The following is a 16204-nucleotide window of genomic DNA, read 5'->3' as shown; positions in this document are numbered from 1 at the left end:
CCTCGCCCGCAGGGCAACTTCACTACCTTATCCCACCCACACCGACTGTCAAATCCGCGTCTCAGCCGCCGAAGCGAGAAGAGTGTTGGTTGACTCGGTCGGAGTGACCGGGCTCCTGATCATAGACCTTGCGGTCGGTCACGCTCAAGAGCCTGACCAGATCGGGATGTTCGTCCACTTGAGGGGGCGGGGCCTGTCGGCCTCTCCGCTCAACCCTTTGGGGCGAACAGATATAACTCTAAGGCGGGATCCCGCACTCGTCCAATCACGGTGCGTCCCGGGCGTGTCGCGCCTCAGGCCGAGGGGTTCGGAGTCAGCGTGTACTTGGTCTGGAGGTACTCGTGGATGCCCTCCGCGCCCCCCTCTCGGCCAAGCCCCGACTGCTTCCAGCCGCCGAACGGCGCCGCCGCGTTCGAGACGACGCCCACGTTCAGGCCCATCATCCCGGTCTCCAACTTCTCGATCATTCGCTGACCTCGGGCGAGGCTCTCGGTGTACACGTACGACACCAGTCCGTACTCGGTGTCGTTGGCCAACCGCACGGCCTCATCCTCGTCGTCGAACGGGACGATCGCGAGGACGGGTCCGAAGATCTCCTCGCGCAGGATGTCGCTCCCCGCCCTGACGTCGCTCAGCACCGTGGGTTCGTAGAACGTGCCGGATCCCGCGATCGCGGAGCCACCGGTGTTCAGGGTCGCGCCTCTCTCCAGGGCGTCGCCCACCAGCGCGGATGCCTTGTCGACCGCCCGCTGGTCGATGAGCGGACCGATCGTCACGCCGTCCTCGGTCCCGCGACCGATGCGGAACTGCTCCACACGCTCGGTAACCCGCCGCGCGAACTCCCCGGCGAGCGAGCGGTGCACGATGAAGCGGTTCGCCGCCGTGCAGGCCTGCCCGATGTTGCGGAACTTCGCGGCCATCGCCCCGTCGACGGCTTTGTCGAGATCCGCGTCGTCGAACACGACGAAGGGTGCGTTGCCGCCGAGCTCCATCGACGTCCGCAGCACGCCCGCCGACGCCTGCTCCAGGAGCTTGCGTCCCACCGGCGTCGAACCCGTGAACGAGAGTTTCCGGAGGCGGGGGTCGCGAATGATGGGCTCCGACACCGCTCCCGACGTCGAGGTCGTGATCACGTTGACGACCCCCGCGGGCAGACCCGCCTCCTCCAGCAGGCGAACGAACAGCAGGGTGGTCAACGGGGTCAGCTCGGCCGGCTTGATCACGACCGTGCACCCGGCGGCGAGGGCCGGTGCGATCTTCCGCGTGGCCATGGCGAGCGGGAAGTTCCAGGGGGTGATGAGGAAGCAGGGGCCGACCGGATGCTGCGACACGATCATCCGTCCGGTGCCCTCGGGGTTGGGCCCGTAGCGCCCCTGGATACGCGGCGCCTCCTCGCTGAACCAGCGCAGGAACTCACCGCCGTAGACCACTTCGCCTCGCGCCTCGGCGAGAGGCTTGCCCATCTCCAGTGTCATCAGGAGCGCGACGTCCTCCTTGCGCGCCTGAAGCAGATCGAACGCGCGACGCAGGATCTCGCCGCGCTCGCGCGCGGGGGTGGCGGCCCACGTGGGGAAAGCTGCGACCGCAGCATCCATCGCTGCTTCGCCGTCGGCTATCGACGCGTCGGCGATCGTTCGGATGACGGCGCCGGTCGAGGGGTCCACGACATCGAGCGTCTTGCCGCCTTCGGCGGTGCGCCACTCCCCGGCGATGAAGAGCCCGTCGGGAACGGATGCCAGCAGCTCGGACTCTCTGTTGTCTGACACGGGACTCCTTCGGTTCGAACGCGGGCGACAGTGACTCCCCGCCATTCTCGCCAGAGACCCGCCGACCGACGATGGACATCGCGTACACGCAGCGATCGTGGATCGCCACTGCGTCGAAATGAGCGATGATCCGCTCGCACGTCAGCCCCGCACGGTCTCCCGCACGTCTGTGAACTTCAGGGCGAGGATGCGGGCGCCCTGGGCGTGCAGCGCATCGGAGACCGGGGCGCGCAGGATCGACACCGACTGCGGATCGAGACGCTTGCCGTCGTGCTCCACGTGTCCCTTCAGAACCACGATCGCTTCGGTGCCGATCTCGACGGCGCGGTCCCCGTCGAGATCGTCGAACGTGGCGCTGGCCGAGACGACACGCGGATCGAAGGCCAGCACGAGCAAGCGGCTCGTGCCACCCGGCCGGTCGACCGGCCGATGCATCTCGATCAGGGCGGCGTCCTGTGCCAGCGCCCTGTCGCGACGCAGGGGCACGCCCCGACCGGCTCCGATCCGCACCTGCGGACCCGAGATGCCGACGATCAGCTGCTCTGTGCCGGCCGGCGCATAGATCTTCCCGTGAGGGCTCCGCAGCTCGACGAGGCGCAGCAGCCAGCGCAGGCTCGCTCCGGAGCCGCCGTCGGTCCAGATGTCGCGCAGGGTGCCGATGCCGTCACTCAGATGCTGCGGAGGCAACCGGAGGAAGGAGAGAACGTCCACGGGGTCGATCCTCTGAAGTCGCGGGGGAGGCGGACGCCCGTCGCGCCCACCGACGACCGGTGCACCGGGCGGCCGAAGCCACCCGGTGCACCGTTGTCGTGCGTGTGTGTATCAGGCCCTGCCGTCGGCGAGAACGTAGCCCTCTTCGCCGTGGACGACGGTGTCGATGCCCGCGATCTCGTCTTCGTTCTTGACGCGGAAGCCGATCGTCTTCTCGATGGCGAAGCCGATGATGTAGGCGAGGACGAACGAGTAGATCAGCACCGCGAAGGCCGCGATCGCCTGTGCCAGCAGCTGCGTTCCGTCGCCGCCCATGAACAGGCCGGTGTCGATGGCGAAGAAGCCGAGGTACAGGGTTCCGATCATGCCGCCGACGAGGTGGATGCCCACCACGTCGAGCGAGTCGTCGAAGCCGAGCTTGAACTTCAGCTCGATCGCGAGGGCGCAGACGGCACCGGCGATGAGGCCGAGCACGATGGCCCACACGGGGGTGAGCGAACCGCAGGCCGGGGTGATCGCGACGAGACCGGCGACCGCACCGGATGCAGCGCCGACCGACGTGGGCTTGCCGTCCTTGATCTTCTCGACGACGAGCCACGCGAGCAGGGCTGCCGCGGGGGCCGCGATCGTGTTGACGAAGGCGAGTGCCGCGGTGCCGTCGGCGGCGAGCTCGGAGCCCGCGTTGAAGCCGAACCAGCCGAACCACAGGAGGCCCGCGCCGAGCAGCACGAAGGGCGGGTTGTGGGGGACGTGGACGCCCTTCTGGAATCCGACGCGCTTGCCCAGCACCAGCGCGAGGGCGAGGGCCGCCGCTCCGGCGTTGATGTGCACAGCCGTTCCGCCGGCGAAGTCGATCGCACCGACGCCGATCCACTCCTGCAGACCGTGGGTGATCCATCCGCCGTACGCGAAGCCGCCCTCCTCGGCGAGGCCGAAGTTGAAGACCCAGCTGGCGACCGGGAAGTAGACGACCGTCGCCCAGATGCCGGCGAAGATCATCCACGACCCGAACTTGGCCCGGTCGGCGATCGCGCCGGAGACCAGCGCGACGGTGATGATGGCGAAGGTGGCTTGGAAGGCGACGAACGCCAGCGGCGGGTACGCCGCTCCTTCAGGCGTTTCGAGGAGGCTCGTGAGTCCGACGGCCGACCAGTCGATCGCCCAGGGCGCGACGGTTCCCTCAGCGCCCGGGAACGCGATCGCGTAGCCGTAGAGCACCCAGAGGACGCCGATCAGACCCATGGCGCCGAAACTCAGCATCATCATGCTGATCACGCTCTTGGCCTTCACGAGGCCGCCGTAGAAGAACGCGAGCCCGGGTGTCATCAACAGCACCAGCGCCGCTGCGATGAGAATGAATGCGGTATTGCCTTGATCCATCTCGAGGACCTCTCTGCGGGGACGCAAGAAGTGCGTCGGGTCTACACAGAGTGACGAATCACCGTTTCCATCCCCCACATCCCCTGTTTCGGGGATGTTGCGTCATGCACCGCTCATGTAAACACTGCGTGACGCGGGCGGCCGCCTGCGACGCGCGCGAGGGCGCCATGGTGCGGCGCTCACGGGCAGACGCGGACGCCGCGCCCCTGGAAGGTGACGATGTCGCCGAGCTGCAGCTGACGGCCCCGACGGCGGTCGACCTCGCCGTTCACGGCCACGTAGCCATCGATGATGGCTTCTTTCACGTCACCCCCGGAGTCGAGAAGACCCGCGAACTTCAGGAACTGCCCGAGACGGATGCCGTCACCGCCGATCGATACGTCGTCGACGGGACCAGAAGATGCCATCCCCGAATGGTAGCCAACCGAGCGAGAGTCAGACCTCTCGTCGGACGATCTCGGCGCCGGCTCCCAACGCGACCAGCTTGGCGCGAGCGACGCTCCGGCGCAGCGGCGCCATGCCGCAGTTGGTGGAGGGGTAGAGCTTGTCGGCATCGACGAACCGCAGTGCACTCCGCAGGGTGTCGGCGACGGCCTCGGGCGTCTCGACGGCATCGGTGGCCACGTCGATGGCCCCGACCATGACCTTCTTCCCACGAATGAGCTCCAAGAGATCCATGGGGACGTGGGAGTTGTGGCACTCCAACGAGACGATGTCGATGCTCGACCCCCGGAGCTGGGGGAAGGTCTCCTCGTACTGGCGCCATTCCGATCCCAGGGTCTTCTTCCAGTCGGTGTTCGCCGTGATCCCGTACCCGTAGCAGATATGGACGGCGGTCTCGCAGGTGAGGCCCTCGACGGCCCGCTCCAGCACGGCGACGCCCCAGTCCTTCACCTCGTCGAAGAAGACGTTGAAGGAGGGCTCGTCGAACTGGATGATGTCGACGCCGGCCGCCTCCAGCTCCCTGGCCTCCTGGTTGAGGATGGTCGCGAACTCCCACGCCAGTTTCTCCCGACTGCCGTAGTGCGCGTCGTAGAGGGTGTCGATCATCGTCATGGGGCCGGGCAGTGCCCACTTGATGGGCTGATCGGTCTGCGAGCGCAGGAAGCGGGCGTCGTCCACGAACACCGGCTTCTCGCGGCTCACCGCCCCGACGACCGTGGGAACCGACGCGTCATAGCGATTGCGGATCCGGACGGTCTCACGTTGCTCGAAATCCACGCCGCCGAGGTGCTCGATGAAGGTGGTGACGAAGTGCTGCCGCGTCTGCTCGCCATCGCTCACGATGTCGATGCCTGCCGCTCGTTGATCCGACAACGACAAACGCAGAGCGTCGCGCTTGCCCTCCGCCAACTCGTCGTCGCGCAGCTTCCATTCGGACCAGAGGGTCTCGGGCTGGGCGAGCCATGACGGCTTGGGCAGGCTCCCGGCAGTCGATGTGGGGAGCAGGTTCGTCATGACTGCCCTCCCTGCTGCTCGCGGAAGCGGGAAGACCATTCCTCCAGAACCTCCCGATGGGGCTCGATGAACCTCTCCTCGGCGAACCTCCCCTGCTCCACGGCGAGCCGGCTCCTGTCCACCCTGTCGTAGACGATCCGGGTCGTGGAGTAGTCCGCGGTGCTCAGGCTCGGTCGATACCTCTTGCCCGCGACCGAATTGGCGTTGTAGATCTCCGGTCTGTAGATCTTCTGGAAGGTCTCCATCGTGCTGATCGTCGAGATCAACTCGAGGTTGGTGCAGTCGCTCAGCAGATCACCGATGAAGTAGAAGGCCAGCGGTGCGACGCTCCCCGCCGGCATGAAGTACCGCACCTGCATGCCCATCTTCGCGAAGTACTCATCGGTCAACGAGAACTCGTCCTGGCGATATTCGACGCCCAACACGGGATGGCGGTTGTCGGTGCGATGGTAGGTCTTCTCGCTCGAGACGCTCAGACAGATGACCGGTCGCTTCGAGAAGTGCTGCGCGTACACATCGGAGCGCAGGAAGCTCTGGAAGAGAGTGCCGTGCAACTCCCCGAAACCCGCCGGCACGACGAGGTCGGAACGCCCCTCGTTGTGTGCCGGGAGGACGACGCTGAAGTCGTAGTCGCGTACGTACGAGGAGAAGTTGTTGCCCACGACACCCGGGATACGCGCGCCCGCAACCCTGTCGACGATCGTCGTCTGCAGGATCTCGATGATGGGGAAACCATCGCCGGCGCCGTGCTCGTCGAGATCCACCTCCACGGACACGATGTCGAGGTCGAGCGAATACCGATCCCCGTCTTCGTTGTCCCAGTGGGCCAGCTCATTGAAACGGTTGTCGATCATCCGCAACGCATTTCGAAGGTTCTGCTCGCGGGACTCGCCCCGAGCGAGGTTGGCGAAGTTCGTCGTGAGCCGGGTATTGCCCGAGGGGCGGTAGTCCACGTCGAAGCGGGTGCGCTCGACGGAGAAAGCGGGAGAGTACGGAGAGATGAGACGCACGGTTCCGATCCTCACCAGTCGGTCTCGCACCCGCAATCCGAGTCGTAAACATCCGTCACGCGGTCTTGCTCCGCCACCGGGCCACGTCGGGTCGGCGCCTACGCGACTGCTCGACCCGATCCCGACCGCCACGAATCCGCCGCGATCGGCGGCGTCGCCGTGCGTCGCGTCATCGCTGGATAGAACCGCGCATCATGGGCGAGGATGCTGCCATGCCCCGACATCGTTCGTCGCGATCGACCGTCACGATCCACGCGGCCGGCGTCGCGCTCGCCGTCACGTTGGGCGGATGCGCGTCGGCGGCACCGGGTGCCGACGCGGCGGCCGCCGACGTGATCGCTGAGCGCGCGAGCGCGGTCGGCATCGCGGCGGACCTCGTTTACACGACCGAGGTGGACGGCTACGACCTGGCACCGCAGTCCGTCGGCCCGGGCGCGATCGACGGGATGTCGGCGACATGGTTCAACCAGGCCACCGGGTCGATGATCACCATCCGCACGGATCGCACGGAGCTCACCGCCGCGACCTGCGCCGAGACGCCGCTGTGGGAGACACCCGGTGCGCCCGTGACGTGCGCAGAGGAGGAGGGCGATATCTGGCACCGAGCGGCGGGCGGCGTGGACGAGTACGTCGCCGCCCGAGACGGCGCATCGATCTGGGTCGCCGGGATGAACGAGGCGCCGCCCGCCGACCTGCGGGCGGCCGCGAGGGCCGTGCACGTGCCGTCGGAGGCCGAACTCGACCTCCTCTTCTCGGATGCCCCCGAGGTTCCTCCCACACCCGTGGAGCGCGGAGACCTTCCCGAGAACGGCGACGGGGCTCCGATCGATCCGGGCGGCCCGGGAGGCTGACCGATCATTCGACCGCGCGTCAGCCCACGCGCGGAAGCGCTATTCTCGGCCGTCCTCGAGGGGGATCAGCATCGTCCTGAAATCACCCGGCGCGGTGTGGAGCTCCCAGATGCGTTCGGCGACGTCGTCGATGCCGTTGTCGAGGTTCAGCTTCGGGATGGCGCCGGGGATGACCAGCTGCGAGACGCCGATGCCCTCGTCGGCGAGCGCGTCGTGCAACATCTCGCCGTACGCGCTCTCGGCGGGGAACGCCACGGACGTTCCGGAGAACCCGGCACGAGCCTTCACCGAGGTTCCGCCGTTGATGAGGATGATGCTGCCGGCGCGCGCCTCGCGCATCGCGGGCAGCACGGCCCGCACCGCATGGATGAGGCCGATGGCTGAGAAGCGCAGCGCCTCGATGGCCAGCTCGGGCGTGAGATCGAGCACGGGCTCGAGGTATGTGCGCGAGGGCAGCGGGCTGTACTGCAGCACCGAGATGGGGCCGAGATCGGCGGCCGCGCTCGCCAACGCGTTGTCGAGGGCGTCAGCATCCAGCACGCTCGCCGCGTAGCCCCGCGCTTCGAAGCCCTCGCTCCGCAGCTGCGCGGCCAGGTCGTCGAGCTTCGCGGCGTCGCGCGCGATCAGTGCGATCGCGTGGCCCTCCCGACCGAACCGGCGGGCGACGGCCGCACCCAGGCCAGGACCTGCTCCGACGATCGCGATCGTTGCCATGATCAACCCTTCTCGATGCTTCGATACTCGACCCGTGAGCACGCTCCGGTGACATTCGACCACGGATGGTGCCCGAATCGCAGAAGAGCGCTCCGCAAGAGAGAGATCGGGCCGGCTGGACACGGCCGTCCGTCGCACCCTGATGGATCGTGCGAGGGCACGGTCGGCATCGAAACGATCCGCGGGATTGGCTACCGCCTCAAGACGCGACGGGGTTCACACGCATCTCGTCGAGAAGATCTTCGACGAGCTCGCGCACGCGGTCTCTCACACCGCGCAGCCCAGCGTCATCGAGCGAGAGGGGATCGGCCAGATCCCAGTCCATGTAACGGCGCCCCGGGTACACCGGGCACGCCTCTCCGCAGCTCATCGTGATGATGTAGTCCGCGGCCTGCACAACCTCGTCCGTGAGTGGTTTGGGATACTCGTCCGTCAGCGGCACCCCTACCTCCGCGAGCGTCTCGATTATGCGCGGATCCACCTCCCCGGCCGGCTCCGACCCCGCAGTCCGGACATGCACGGCAGACCCGGCCAGATGACGCAGGTAGGCAGCCGCCAGCTGAGATCGCCCCGCGTTCTGCACACAGACGAAGAGGACCTCCGGGGTTCCGCGCAGCACCAATCCTCGCGCGGAGGCGAGGGCGTCGAGGCGATCCGCTGAGTAGCGCGCCGTGAGCGATGAGAGTTGAGAGTGAACGCGCGCGCGTCGGCTGAGCAATCTGTAGCTATCCGCGACGTATCGCGACACAGTCTCCGCCCCGAACGTCGAGCTGAACCGGTAGGAAAGATCGCGAGCGACGCTTTCGATCGCCGCGGGGAGAGCAGCCATTGCCGGGCCGTCCGCGACAGCGGGGAGGGCGGGTGTGCCGCCGACCAGGAGTCTGCCGAAACGCACCCACGCTTCAGCCGTGAGCGTCGGGCGGCCGTCACCGTCGATGTGCAGGATGTCCACCATGCGGAGCCGCCCCACTGCGGCGCGAACCTGCGACTGCTCAACGTGCAACAACCCCGGCAAGTCTGCCTCTGGTGCGCCCGCAGCCAGAGCACTGAGCGCTCGGAGCGCGAGCACGTCCGCCAGCACCGCTGCCTGCGCTGCCCGGCTCTCAGCCGCCTCAGCATCCAGCGGTCGACCCACTCGATGGTGCGCGGCCTGCTCCGTCATCGCAGCAGATCTTCGATTGCGGCAAGCCGGTCAGCGGCCACCGACAGCCACACGTACTTCCCCTCCCGCTCGCGCACCAGAAGCTCGTCTTCCACCAGAATGCGCACGTGATGCGTCACCGTCGGCTGCCGCAACCCCAACGCCTCGGCGACCTGCCCCACCGTGGCGCGGCCATCAGCAGAACCGAGTACGACGCTCAACAACTGCAACCGCGTCGGATCAGCGACCGCGCGGAGCGTCCGTGCCAATTCCTCCGCGGAAGACCGGCCCAACGGCGAGCGCCCCGGCTCCGAGGCGGCGGGCATCGGTGCAGACAACGGCATAGCGACATCCTACGGAGAGATAGACGACGATCTATGGGACCCGCGCTCACCCTAGCGAAACATATAGACGTACATCTATCATTTAGGTGGCGAAGGAGGTCCAATGTCGAACAACCCGCCCACCACCCCACCACGTCCTCCAGAGCGATCCGAGGGCCACCGCAACATCCACGAGGGGCGCGGTCAAGCGGGCCTTCTCGCACCGGATGCTGTCCTCACACGCGCTGCCGAGCAACTCGCCCGCCAGTTCGCTGGCATGGTCAGCGGCGAGACGGTCGAACGCGTGGTCTTCGAGTCCTATGCCGCACTTGCTCGAACGGCGAAGGTGTCGACGCTCCTGCCGTCGCTTGCGGAGAAGTTCGCTCGCGACCGACTCACCGCTCTGGCTCAATCCAGGGGGCTGATCGCCAAGCGCGTCCCGGAGATCCTGTTCGTCTGCGTCCAGAACTCGGGCCGCAGTCAGATGGCCGCCGCGCTGACCCGGCACTATGCGGGCGACAGGGTCCACGTTCGTTCCGCAGGTTCACAGCCCGGGGAGGCACTGCTCCCCAACGTCGTCACCGCTCTGCGCGAACAGGGAATCGACGTGTCGGAGGAGTTCCCCAAGCCGCTCACCGACGACGTGATCCGGGCCGCCGACGCGGTGGTCACGATGGGATGCGGCGACGCGTGCGCAATCTACCCGGGCCGCCGCTACCTCGACTGGCACCTGGCGGACCCCGCCGATCTCTCCCTCGACGGAGTGAGGGCGCTTCGGGACGAGGTTCAGCTTCTCGTGGAAGATCTGGTCTTCGATCTGGCGCCCACCGACGTCGAGCGAGGACGCCCGAACTCGGCCGTTTCCACCCCATAGGGGCGGGGTGGGGGGCACGACGCCCACCACCCCAGACGCGGCGTCACCCCATGGGCGAGGTGCTTGCCGAGCGGGACCACGCCTGGGTCGCAACCTGCACTGCGTCCCACGGGGAGCCGAGCGGGGGCGTGTAGGAGAGGTCCAGGTCGCTCATCGCCTCGACAGTCATGCTGTGGTGCAGTGCGGTCGCGTACGTGTCGACACGCTTGGATATCTCGGCCCCGCGGGTACCGATGAGCTGCGCCCCGAGCAGGCGCCCGTCGCCGTCATCGCCGGTGATACGGATGCTGATGGGTGTCGCGCCGGGGTAGTAGCGCTTGTGGTCATCCGCGACAGCGGTGTGACTGCGAGGTGCGAATCCGGCCGCCAGCGCCTCGTGGTCGCGTAGCCCGGTGCGGGCAGCAACGACGTCGAAGACTTTCACGACCTGTGTGCCGAGGCTCCCGGCGAAGCGGGTGTCACCGCCGATCGCGTTCTCGCCGGCGACGCGGCCCTGCTTGTGCGCCGTGGTGCCGAGCGGAAGGTACGTCACGCCCAAGAGACGGTGGTGCGTGATGACTCCGTCTCCGGCTGCCCACACGTGGGGAAGGCCGGTGCGCATCTGCTCGTCGACGACGACCGCCCCACCCGCACCGGTGGTCGCACCGGCGGCGGTGAGGAGGCTGGTGTTCGGTCGGACGCCCACGACGACGAGCACCAGCTCGGCGCTGCGTGAGAACTCTTCCCCCTCGCGGGTGCCCGTGACGGCGAGCCTCCGGCCATCTCGGGACACAGCGGCCACGCGGGTTCCGGTGATGACCTCGACGCCGTGGCGGGTGAGCTCGTCATGGACAAGAGCCCCCAGCTCCGGGTCCAGAGTGGAGAGCACCTCGGGACCACGCTGCAGTTGGGTCACCTTCAGGCCTCGGACAGTGAGAGCCTCAGCCATTTCCAGCCCGACATAGCCCGCGCCGACGATGATCGCCGTCTCCGGCTGATGCTCATCCAGATAGCGCTCGAGCGCGAAGGTGTCGCCCATCGAGTGGAGGAGGTGCACGCCGTCCTCGGGGCCCAGGTCATCGAGGCCGGATATTCCCGCCGTCGACGGTCCCGCACCGGTGCCGACCATGAGTTCGTCGTACGCGATGGTCGACTCGGCGCCGTCGGCGTCGCGGACGGTGAGCATGCGACCCCCTACGTCGATCCCGGTGGCGAGAGTGTTCAGGCGCAGATTCATACCCGTGGCCTCGAGGTCGGCATGGGTGCGGTGGGCGAGGGACTGCCACGGCTGCACCTCCCGGGAGAAGTAGTACGGGATGCCGCAGATCGAGAAGTTGGGGTAGGCGTCCGCGACGACGACGGTGACGTCGACAGACGGGTCGAGTTCGCGGGCTCGGAGTGCGGTGGAGATTCCGGCGTCGCTTCCGCCGATCGCTACGAGGTGCATGACTGTGCCTTTCAGGGCTGAGTTTCGGTATGACGAGGAACGAGGACGTCGCTCGCTGTGCGGGCGGCCGCCGGGTAGAAGACCAGCAGGAGAGCCAGGCCAACGCCGGCACCGAGGAGTTGTGCGACGATGAACGGCGCCACCGATCCGGGGGCGATGCCGGCGAAGGTGTCGGTGAACATGCGGGCGATCGTCACCGCGGGATTCGCGAACGACGTCGAGCTGGTGAACCAATACGCGGCGCCGATATATGCACCGACCGCCGCGGCAGTAACCGCGCCCTTCTCCGTACGGGCGAGAGCAAAGATCAAGAGCACCAGACCCGCGGTAGCGACCACCTCTGCGACAAGATGCCCGCCCGTTGCGCGCGCATTCGATGACAGAGCGGGCGCGACGTCGAACATGACGCCTGCGAGCAGCGTCCCACCGACCCCGCCCAGGATCTGCGCGATGAGATACGGCGCCACGTCGTGTAGCGGCAGGCCGGTGCCCTCGCGACGGCCCAGCAGCCAGTCTGCGATCGACACCACCGGATTGAAGTGCGCACCGGAAACCGGCCCGAGCATGAGGATCAGCACAGCGAGCCCGAGGGCTGTGGTGAGGCTGTTCTCCAGTAGCTGCAGTCCGACGTCGTCCGGGGAGAGCCGCTGTGCGGCGATTCCCGAACCCACCACCACGGTGACCAGCAGACCTGTTCCAAGGAACTCGGCCGACGCACGGCGCAAGACATGTGGGCGCGGCGGCGCGGCGGAGGAGTCAGAGATGTTCATGGCTTGCCCATCTTGACCGGCCGAACTGTTTCAGTCAAGATTGAACCAATGAACGTTGAGCGAACTCGGAAGCTGGAGGCGCGGGCAGCTAAGCACGCAGCGCTGAGCGATCCATCGCGCCTACGGATCATCGATCTGCTGACGATGGGGGATCTGTCCCCCACCGAGATTCGGACTGCCCTCGCGATTCCCTCGAACCTGATCAGCCATCACCTCAACGTGCTGGAATCGGCAGGGATGATCGCCCGGTCCCGGTCCGAGGCCGACAGGCGGCGCAGTTACGTTCATCTCACCGACGACGCCCTCGAGGGCCTGACCCCCGGGCAGGTCGCGCGAGCGCGACGCGTGGTGTTCGTCTGCACGGCAAACTCAGCGCGGTCGCAACTCGCGGCGGCGCTGTGGGCCACGGTGAGTGACATTCCAGCCGCCTCGGGTGGGACCCACCCCGCCGCCGAAATCGCCCCCGGAGCCCTCGAGGTTGCCACCCGACGCAACCTTCCCCTGGCCGACCAGCACCCCCACGCGCTCGACGACGTCCTGACGGACTCTGATTTCGTCGTAACCGTCTGCGACAACGCCCACGAAGAACTCGGCGTGTCTGGGCACCTGCATTGGTCTATCCCGGATCCCGTTCGAGTGGGGAGCGACGCCGCGTTCGACGAGACCTACAGCGAACTGCAGCGCCGCATTGCCGAACTCGCTCCCCGACTCACGACCGACCTCAGCCACCCCACAAAGGAATCACACCCGTGAACGACAACCCCACCGTCTTGTTCATCTGCCAGCACAACGCGGGCCGCTCGCAGCTCGGGGCGGCGCTCCTCGAGCACCTCGCGGGCGACCGATTCACCGCGACCTCAGCGGGCCTGGCCCCGGCCGACGAGGTGAACCCTGCCGTTGCCGCGACTGTCGCTGAGCTGGGCATGGACATCACCAGCCGCGTCCCCCGCGCCGTCACGGTGGCAGATCTGGATGAAGCCGACGTGGTGGTTCTGATGAAGCCCGGGCTGGCGCTTCCCTCAACCCCGCGGGGCGAGGTTCTGGAGTGGTCGTTCCCCAATCCGGAGGCGTGGGACGCCGACGCCGTGCGGCCGCTTCGCGAAGCCGTGTCGGACAAGATCCAGACGACGATCCTCAGCCGATAACTGCGACAACGGGAGGGCCGAGCGCGTGCGCGCCGCCCTCCCGCTCTCGCGTCAGACGGATGCTGAGATGCGCCCGATCTGCAGAACCTGGGCGGGTGGTGCGCAGCAGGCGCCGCCGAGCGATGCCCCCGTGGCATCGAACAAGCCCGCCCCACCACACACACCGGTATCTGGCAGCACGAGCTCGACACGCCGAGCGGCCTCCCGGTCCCCCGCGAGCTCTGCAACCACGCTGCGTACCTGCTCGTACCCGGTCAGCGCGAGGAACGTCGGGGCGCGTCCGTACGACTTCGCGCCCACCAGGTAGAAATCAGGTTCAGGCTGCGCGAGGTCGACGGCACCCGTCGCGGCGACCGAACCGCAGGAGTGCAGGTTGGGGTCAACCTCCGCCGCAATCCGCACCGGGGCTTGCAGGGTGGGGTCCAGCTCCAGCCGCAGCTCCGAAAGGAAGGAGAGGTCGGGCCGAAACCCGGTGAGCACGACGACGCGATCGGCGGCGAGGGTACGGCCATCCTCTGCGACCAGGATGGGGCGTTCGCCGTCACGGACGACGCGCTCGACGCGGAAACCGGTGACGAGGGAGACGAGGCCGGCGTCGACGAACTCCTTCGCCTTGATCCCGAGCGCACCGCGGGCGGGCAGTTCATCCGCCTCACCACCACCGAAGGCGTTGCCCGTCGTGGCGCGACGTAGCGCCCATGTCACGGTTGTATTCGGGTCACGTCGAGCCATCCGTGCCAGCGCGAGGACCGCGGTGATCGCGGAGTGACCCGAGCCGACGACGACGGTGTGCTTGCCCTCGAATCCTCCGCGATCGCGGAAGTCAGGGATGCGGTACGACAAGAGGTCAGACTCCGCCTTCTCCCCCAGCGCCGGCAGACCATCAGCGCCGGCCGGATTCGGGGACGACCAGGTGCCCGAGGCATCGATGACCGCTCGAGCCTGCAACCGGTATTCCTCCCCGTCAGCCGGTTGGACGTGCACGGTGAAAGGCTGCGAACCCCGGCCCGCGTCGACAAGACGATCGCGGCCCAGCCGCGACACCCCCACGACTCGAGCCCCGTAACGGATCCGGTCACTCATGGCTGCGGCCAGGGGCGCGAGATACCCCGCGATCCACTGGGCACCCGTCGGATATCCCGTCGTGGGCGTCGACCACCCCGTGGACTCGAGAAGACGGGCCCCGGCGCGATCAACCAGCTCCGGCCACTCAGAGAACAACCGCACATGGCCCCACTCGGCCACCGCCGCGGCCGGACCGCTCCCAGCCTCCAAGACCACGGTCGAGATATTGCGCTCCGCGAGATGGGCTGCGGCGGCGAGCCCCTGCGGCCCGGCACCGATCACGACGACAGGCAGAATGTTCATGAGAGCCCCTCTAGGCATCACTGGGTAGGCGGTATATCGATGCTTGTCGATGTATCGACAGATGTCAATGTGACCTGGCAGACTCTTCGCATGCCCACGACGCTCCCTCTTCCACCTGTGGCCACCTGTTGCGCCCCGGTCACTGCGGGAGTCCTGAGCCCGGGCGAGGCCGAGCGGATTGCCCGCACTTTCAAAGCGCTCGGCGACCCCACACGGTTGCGACTACTCTCACTCATCGCGGCGTCGGACGGCGGCGAGGCCTGTATCTGCGACCTCACCGAACCCGTCGGTCTTGGCCAGCCAACCGTGTCCCACCATATGAAGTTGCTCGTCGATGCGGGGCTCGCCACACGTGAACAACGCGGCCGCTGGGCGTACTACCGCGTCGCCCCCGAAGCTCTCGAACACGCAGCGCGAGCACTTCGCGCCTAGTCGCACCTACGGCGAGGGATCAGCGAGTCAATCGCTCCAGAGCGCGCCAGCTCAGCTGTGTGATTGCAGCCAGAGAGATACCACCAGGCAGCGGCTCGAGTCGCCAACCCCGTCAACCCACTTCGGCGACGGATCGATCCTCGGGCGGCGATGAGCGTGCGGTTAGGCTTCGGCCGTGATGTCGGTGCTGATGGACACGGTCGTGTCGACGGACTACGGGCAGTTCACTCTGGGGCAGGGCAGGGAGTCGTTCGACGGTGACGCGGACCGTTTCTTTGCCGGCCAGGTGAACGGTTGGGTAGGTGCTGGCGTTCCGGGGGTCGTGCATGTCGTGTTGGCGAGGCGCTCGGGAGGGTCCGAGGTTCGGATCGAACGATGGGAAGAGGAACCTCCCCTGGAGGACTGGGAGGACGTGGTGGAGGTGTCGACTGTGTTCCGCCCGAGCTCGCCTATCGGGTGGGAGACGTGGGCCGGTGAGTCGGCGGGCTCCCTGCCGATCCCGTCAGGGAGCTACCGGGTACGAGTGAGTGCGCAGGGCCGTGATGCCGGAGCAAATGGTGAGTTCGCTGAAGGTGTGGTCGACCGGTACCTGATTCAACTCTGGCTTGCCCCCCGTGCTCTCGACGAGGTGCTCCGTGTCTCGAGCGTCGACGCCTCCTATTGGAACGAGGTATGGGGTCATCGGCGGAAATAGGCGCGATCGCACGTGAGGGAACTTCTACCGCCACCAGCACTGCTCCGCTCCGGCGAGCTCACCGGCCGGCAGCTGGCCGGCCATTCGGGTGAAGATCTTGCCCAGTTTGCGCCCAGGACGCAGAAAAGCGCCCGCAAAAGG

18 protein-coding genes are annotated in these 16204 nt (G+C 67.3%); 6 read left to right on the top strand and 12 right to left on the bottom strand.

Features of this window, described 5'->3' with window-relative positions; all coding sequences use genetic code 11:
• Positions 1-293: 293 nt before the first annotated feature.
• From ABTU82_RS10235 to ABTU82_RS10210, 6 genes are all read right to left on the bottom strand, one after another.
• Entirely contained in the window at positions 294-1811 is a 1518-nt protein-coding gene (locus ABTU82_RS10235) for an NAD-dependent succinate-semialdehyde dehydrogenase (RefSeq protein ID WP_407173262.1), read from the bottom strand.
• Positions 1812-1907: 96 nt separating this feature from the next.
• Positions 1908-2477: a hypothetical protein gene (locus ABTU82_RS10230; protein ID WP_116647250.1), complete on the bottom strand. Its 570-nt coding sequence runs from the start codon at positions 2475-2477 to the stop codon at positions 1908-1910.
• Between the two features lie 111 nt (positions 2478-2588).
• Positions 2589-3857: an ammonium transporter gene (locus ABTU82_RS10225; RefSeq protein WP_116647249.1), complete on the bottom strand. Its 1269-nt coding sequence runs from the start codon at positions 3855-3857 to the stop codon at positions 2589-2591.
• Positions 3858-4036: 179 nt separating this feature from the next.
• Positions 4037-4264, bottom strand: a complete 228-nt coding sequence (locus ABTU82_RS10220) for an RNA-binding S4 domain-containing protein (RefSeq protein WP_116647248.1) — start codon at positions 4262-4264, stop codon at positions 4037-4039.
• Between the two features lie 28 nt (positions 4265-4292).
• A complete protein-coding gene (locus ABTU82_RS10215) occupies positions 4293-5315 on the bottom strand; it encodes a methionine synthase (protein WP_116647247.1) in 1023 nt (340 codons plus the stop codon).
• Positions 5312-6325 (bottom strand): DUF1852 domain-containing protein, encoded by a 1014-nt coding sequence (locus tag ABTU82_RS10210; RefSeq protein WP_407173259.1) that lies wholly within the window; start codon positions 6323-6325, stop codon positions 5312-5314. Before ABTU82_RS10210 ends, ABTU82_RS10215 begins: the two co-directional genes overlap by 4 nt.
• A gap of 212 nt (positions 6326-6537) precedes the next feature.
• Between ABTU82_RS10210 and ABTU82_RS10205 the strand changes: the two genes are divergently transcribed.
• Positions 6538-7176, top strand: coding sequence for a hypothetical protein (locus ABTU82_RS10205; RefSeq protein ID WP_407173258.1), 639 nt, complete (start codon positions 6538-6540; stop codon positions 7174-7176).
• A 39-nt stretch (positions 7177-7215) separates the two neighbouring features.
• On the opposite strand, the gene ABTU82_RS10200 is transcribed toward ABTU82_RS10205, so the two are convergent.
• The 3 genes from ABTU82_RS10200 to ABTU82_RS10190 all read right to left on the bottom strand — a co-directional run bounded on the left by ABTU82_RS10200 (position 7216) and on the right by ABTU82_RS10190 (position 9375).
• Entirely contained in the window at positions 7216-7890 is a 675-nt protein-coding gene (locus ABTU82_RS10200) for an SDR family NAD(P)-dependent oxidoreductase (RefSeq protein WP_407173257.1), read from the bottom strand.
• Between the two features lie 199 nt (positions 7891-8089).
• Positions 8090-9052, bottom strand: coding sequence for an arsenate reductase ArsC (locus ABTU82_RS10195; protein WP_407173256.1), 963 nt, complete (start codon positions 9050-9052; stop codon positions 8090-8092).
• Positions 9049-9375 (bottom strand): ArsR/SmtB family transcription factor, encoded by a 327-nt coding sequence (locus ABTU82_RS10190; RefSeq protein WP_116647243.1) that lies wholly within the window; start codon positions 9373-9375, stop codon positions 9049-9051. Before ABTU82_RS10190 ends, ABTU82_RS10195 begins: the two co-directional genes overlap by 4 nt.
• A 103-nt stretch (positions 9376-9478) precedes the next feature.
• On the opposite strand from ABTU82_RS10190, the gene ABTU82_RS10185 reads away from it, so the two are divergent.
• Positions 9479-10228 (top strand): arsenate reductase ArsC, encoded by a 750-nt coding sequence (locus tag ABTU82_RS10185; RefSeq protein WP_407173253.1) that lies wholly within the window; start codon positions 9479-9481, stop codon positions 10226-10228.
• A gap of 43 nt (positions 10229-10271) precedes the next feature.
• On the opposite strand, the gene ABTU82_RS10180 is transcribed toward ABTU82_RS10185, so the two are convergent.
• Together ABTU82_RS10180 and ABTU82_RS10175 are read right to left on the bottom strand one after the other, a co-directional pair.
• Complete coding sequence (locus tag ABTU82_RS10180; RefSeq protein ID WP_407173251.1) at positions 10272-11654, bottom strand: FAD-dependent oxidoreductase; 1383 nt, start codon at positions 11652-11654, stop codon at positions 10272-10274.
• An 11-nt stretch (positions 11655-11665) separates the two neighbouring features.
• A complete protein-coding gene (locus ABTU82_RS10175; RefSeq protein WP_116647240.1) occupies positions 11666-12424 on the bottom strand; it encodes an aquaporin in 759 nt (252 codons plus the stop codon).
• A 48-nt stretch (positions 12425-12472) separates the two neighbouring features.
• On the opposite strand from ABTU82_RS10175, the gene ABTU82_RS10170 reads away from it, so the two are divergent.
• Both ABTU82_RS10170 and ABTU82_RS10165 read left to right on the top strand, forming a co-directional pair.
• Entirely contained in the window at positions 12473-13177 is a 705-nt protein-coding gene (locus tag ABTU82_RS10170) for an arsenate reductase/protein-tyrosine-phosphatase family protein (RefSeq protein WP_407173250.1), read from the top strand.
• Entirely contained in the window at positions 13174-13569 is a 396-nt protein-coding gene (locus tag ABTU82_RS10165) for an arsenate-mycothiol transferase ArsC (protein WP_407173248.1), read from the top strand. The genes ABTU82_RS10170 and ABTU82_RS10165 overlap by 4 nt, the downstream gene beginning before the upstream one ends.
• 51 nt (positions 13570-13620) lie before the next feature.
• Here the strand turns inward: ABTU82_RS10165 and ABTU82_RS10160 are convergent, their stop codons facing one another.
• Positions 13621-14937, bottom strand: a complete 1317-nt coding sequence (locus ABTU82_RS10160; protein ID WP_407173246.1) for an FAD-dependent oxidoreductase — start codon at positions 14935-14937, stop codon at positions 13621-13623.
• Between the two features lie 90 nt (positions 14938-15027).
• Here ABTU82_RS10160 and ABTU82_RS10155 point away from each other — a divergent pair, with 90 nt between their 5' ends.
• Together ABTU82_RS10155 and ABTU82_RS10150 are read left to right on the top strand one after the other, a co-directional pair.
• Positions 15028-15369 (top strand): ArsR/SmtB family transcription factor, encoded by a 342-nt coding sequence (locus ABTU82_RS10155; RefSeq protein ID WP_407173244.1) that lies wholly within the window; start codon positions 15028-15030, stop codon positions 15367-15369.
• 175 nt (positions 15370-15544) lie between these two features.
• Entirely contained in the window at positions 15545-16063 is a 519-nt protein-coding gene (locus ABTU82_RS10150; protein WP_407173242.1) for a hypothetical protein, read from the top strand.
• Positions 16064-16204: the final 141 nt, after the last annotated feature.

Source organism: Microbacterium deferens, assembly GCF_045517775.1.
Classification (GTDB): Bacteria; Actinomycetota; Actinomycetes; order Actinomycetales; family Microbacteriaceae; genus Microbacterium.
The sequence above is the reverse complement of the archived record's forward strand: the minus strand, read 5'-3'. Positions and strand labels throughout refer to the sequence as shown.

Coding starts and splice junctions, on each gene's coding strand:
- ABTU82_RS10235 (WP_407173262.1), bottom strand. CDS start 1,811: ATGGCGGGGAGTCACTGTCGCCCGCGTTCGAACCGAAGGAGTCCCGTG.
- ABTU82_RS10225 (WP_116647249.1), bottom strand. CDS start 3,857: ATGGATCAAGGCAATACCGCATTCATTCTCATCGCAGCGGCGCTGGTG.
- ABTU82_RS10220 (WP_116647248.1), bottom strand. CDS start 4,264: ATGGCATCTTCTGGTCCCGTCGACGACGTATCGATCGGCGGTGACGGC.
- ABTU82_RS10215 (WP_116647247.1), bottom strand. CDS start 5,315: ATGACGAACCTGCTCCCCACATCGACTGCCGGGAGCCTGCCCAAGCCG.
- ABTU82_RS10205 (WP_407173258.1), top strand. CDS start 6,538: ATGCCCCGACATCGTTCGTCGCGATCGACCGTCACGATCCACGCGGCC.
- ABTU82_RS10200 (WP_407173257.1), bottom strand. CDS start 7,890: ATGGCAACGATCGCGATCGTCGGAGCAGGTCCTGGCCTGGGTGCGGCC.
- ABTU82_RS10195 (WP_407173256.1), bottom strand. CDS start 9,052: ATGACGGAGCAGGCCGCGCACCATCGAGTGGGTCGACCGCTGGATGCT.
- ABTU82_RS10190 (WP_116647243.1), bottom strand. CDS start 9,375: ATGCCGTTGTCTGCACCGATGCCCGCCGCCTCGGAGCCGGGGCGCTCG.
- ABTU82_RS10185 (WP_407173253.1), top strand. CDS start 9,479: ATGTCGAACAACCCGCCCACCACCCCACCACGTCCTCCAGAGCGATCC.
- ABTU82_RS10180 (WP_407173251.1), bottom strand. CDS start 11,654: ATGCACCTCGTAGCGATCGGCGGAAGCGACGCCGGAATCTCCACCGCA.
- ABTU82_RS10175 (WP_116647240.1), bottom strand. CDS start 12,424: ATGAACATCTCTGACTCCTCCGCCGCGCCGCCGCGCCCACATGTCTTG.
- ABTU82_RS10170 (WP_407173250.1), top strand. CDS start 12,473: ATGAACGTTGAGCGAACTCGGAAGCTGGAGGCGCGGGCAGCTAAGCAC.
- ABTU82_RS10160 (WP_407173246.1), bottom strand. CDS start 14,937: ATGAACATTCTGCCTGTCGTCGTGATCGGTGCCGGGCCGCAGGGGCTC.
- ABTU82_RS10155 (WP_407173244.1), top strand. CDS start 15,028: ATGCCCACGACGCTCCCTCTTCCACCTGTGGCCACCTGTTGCGCCCCG.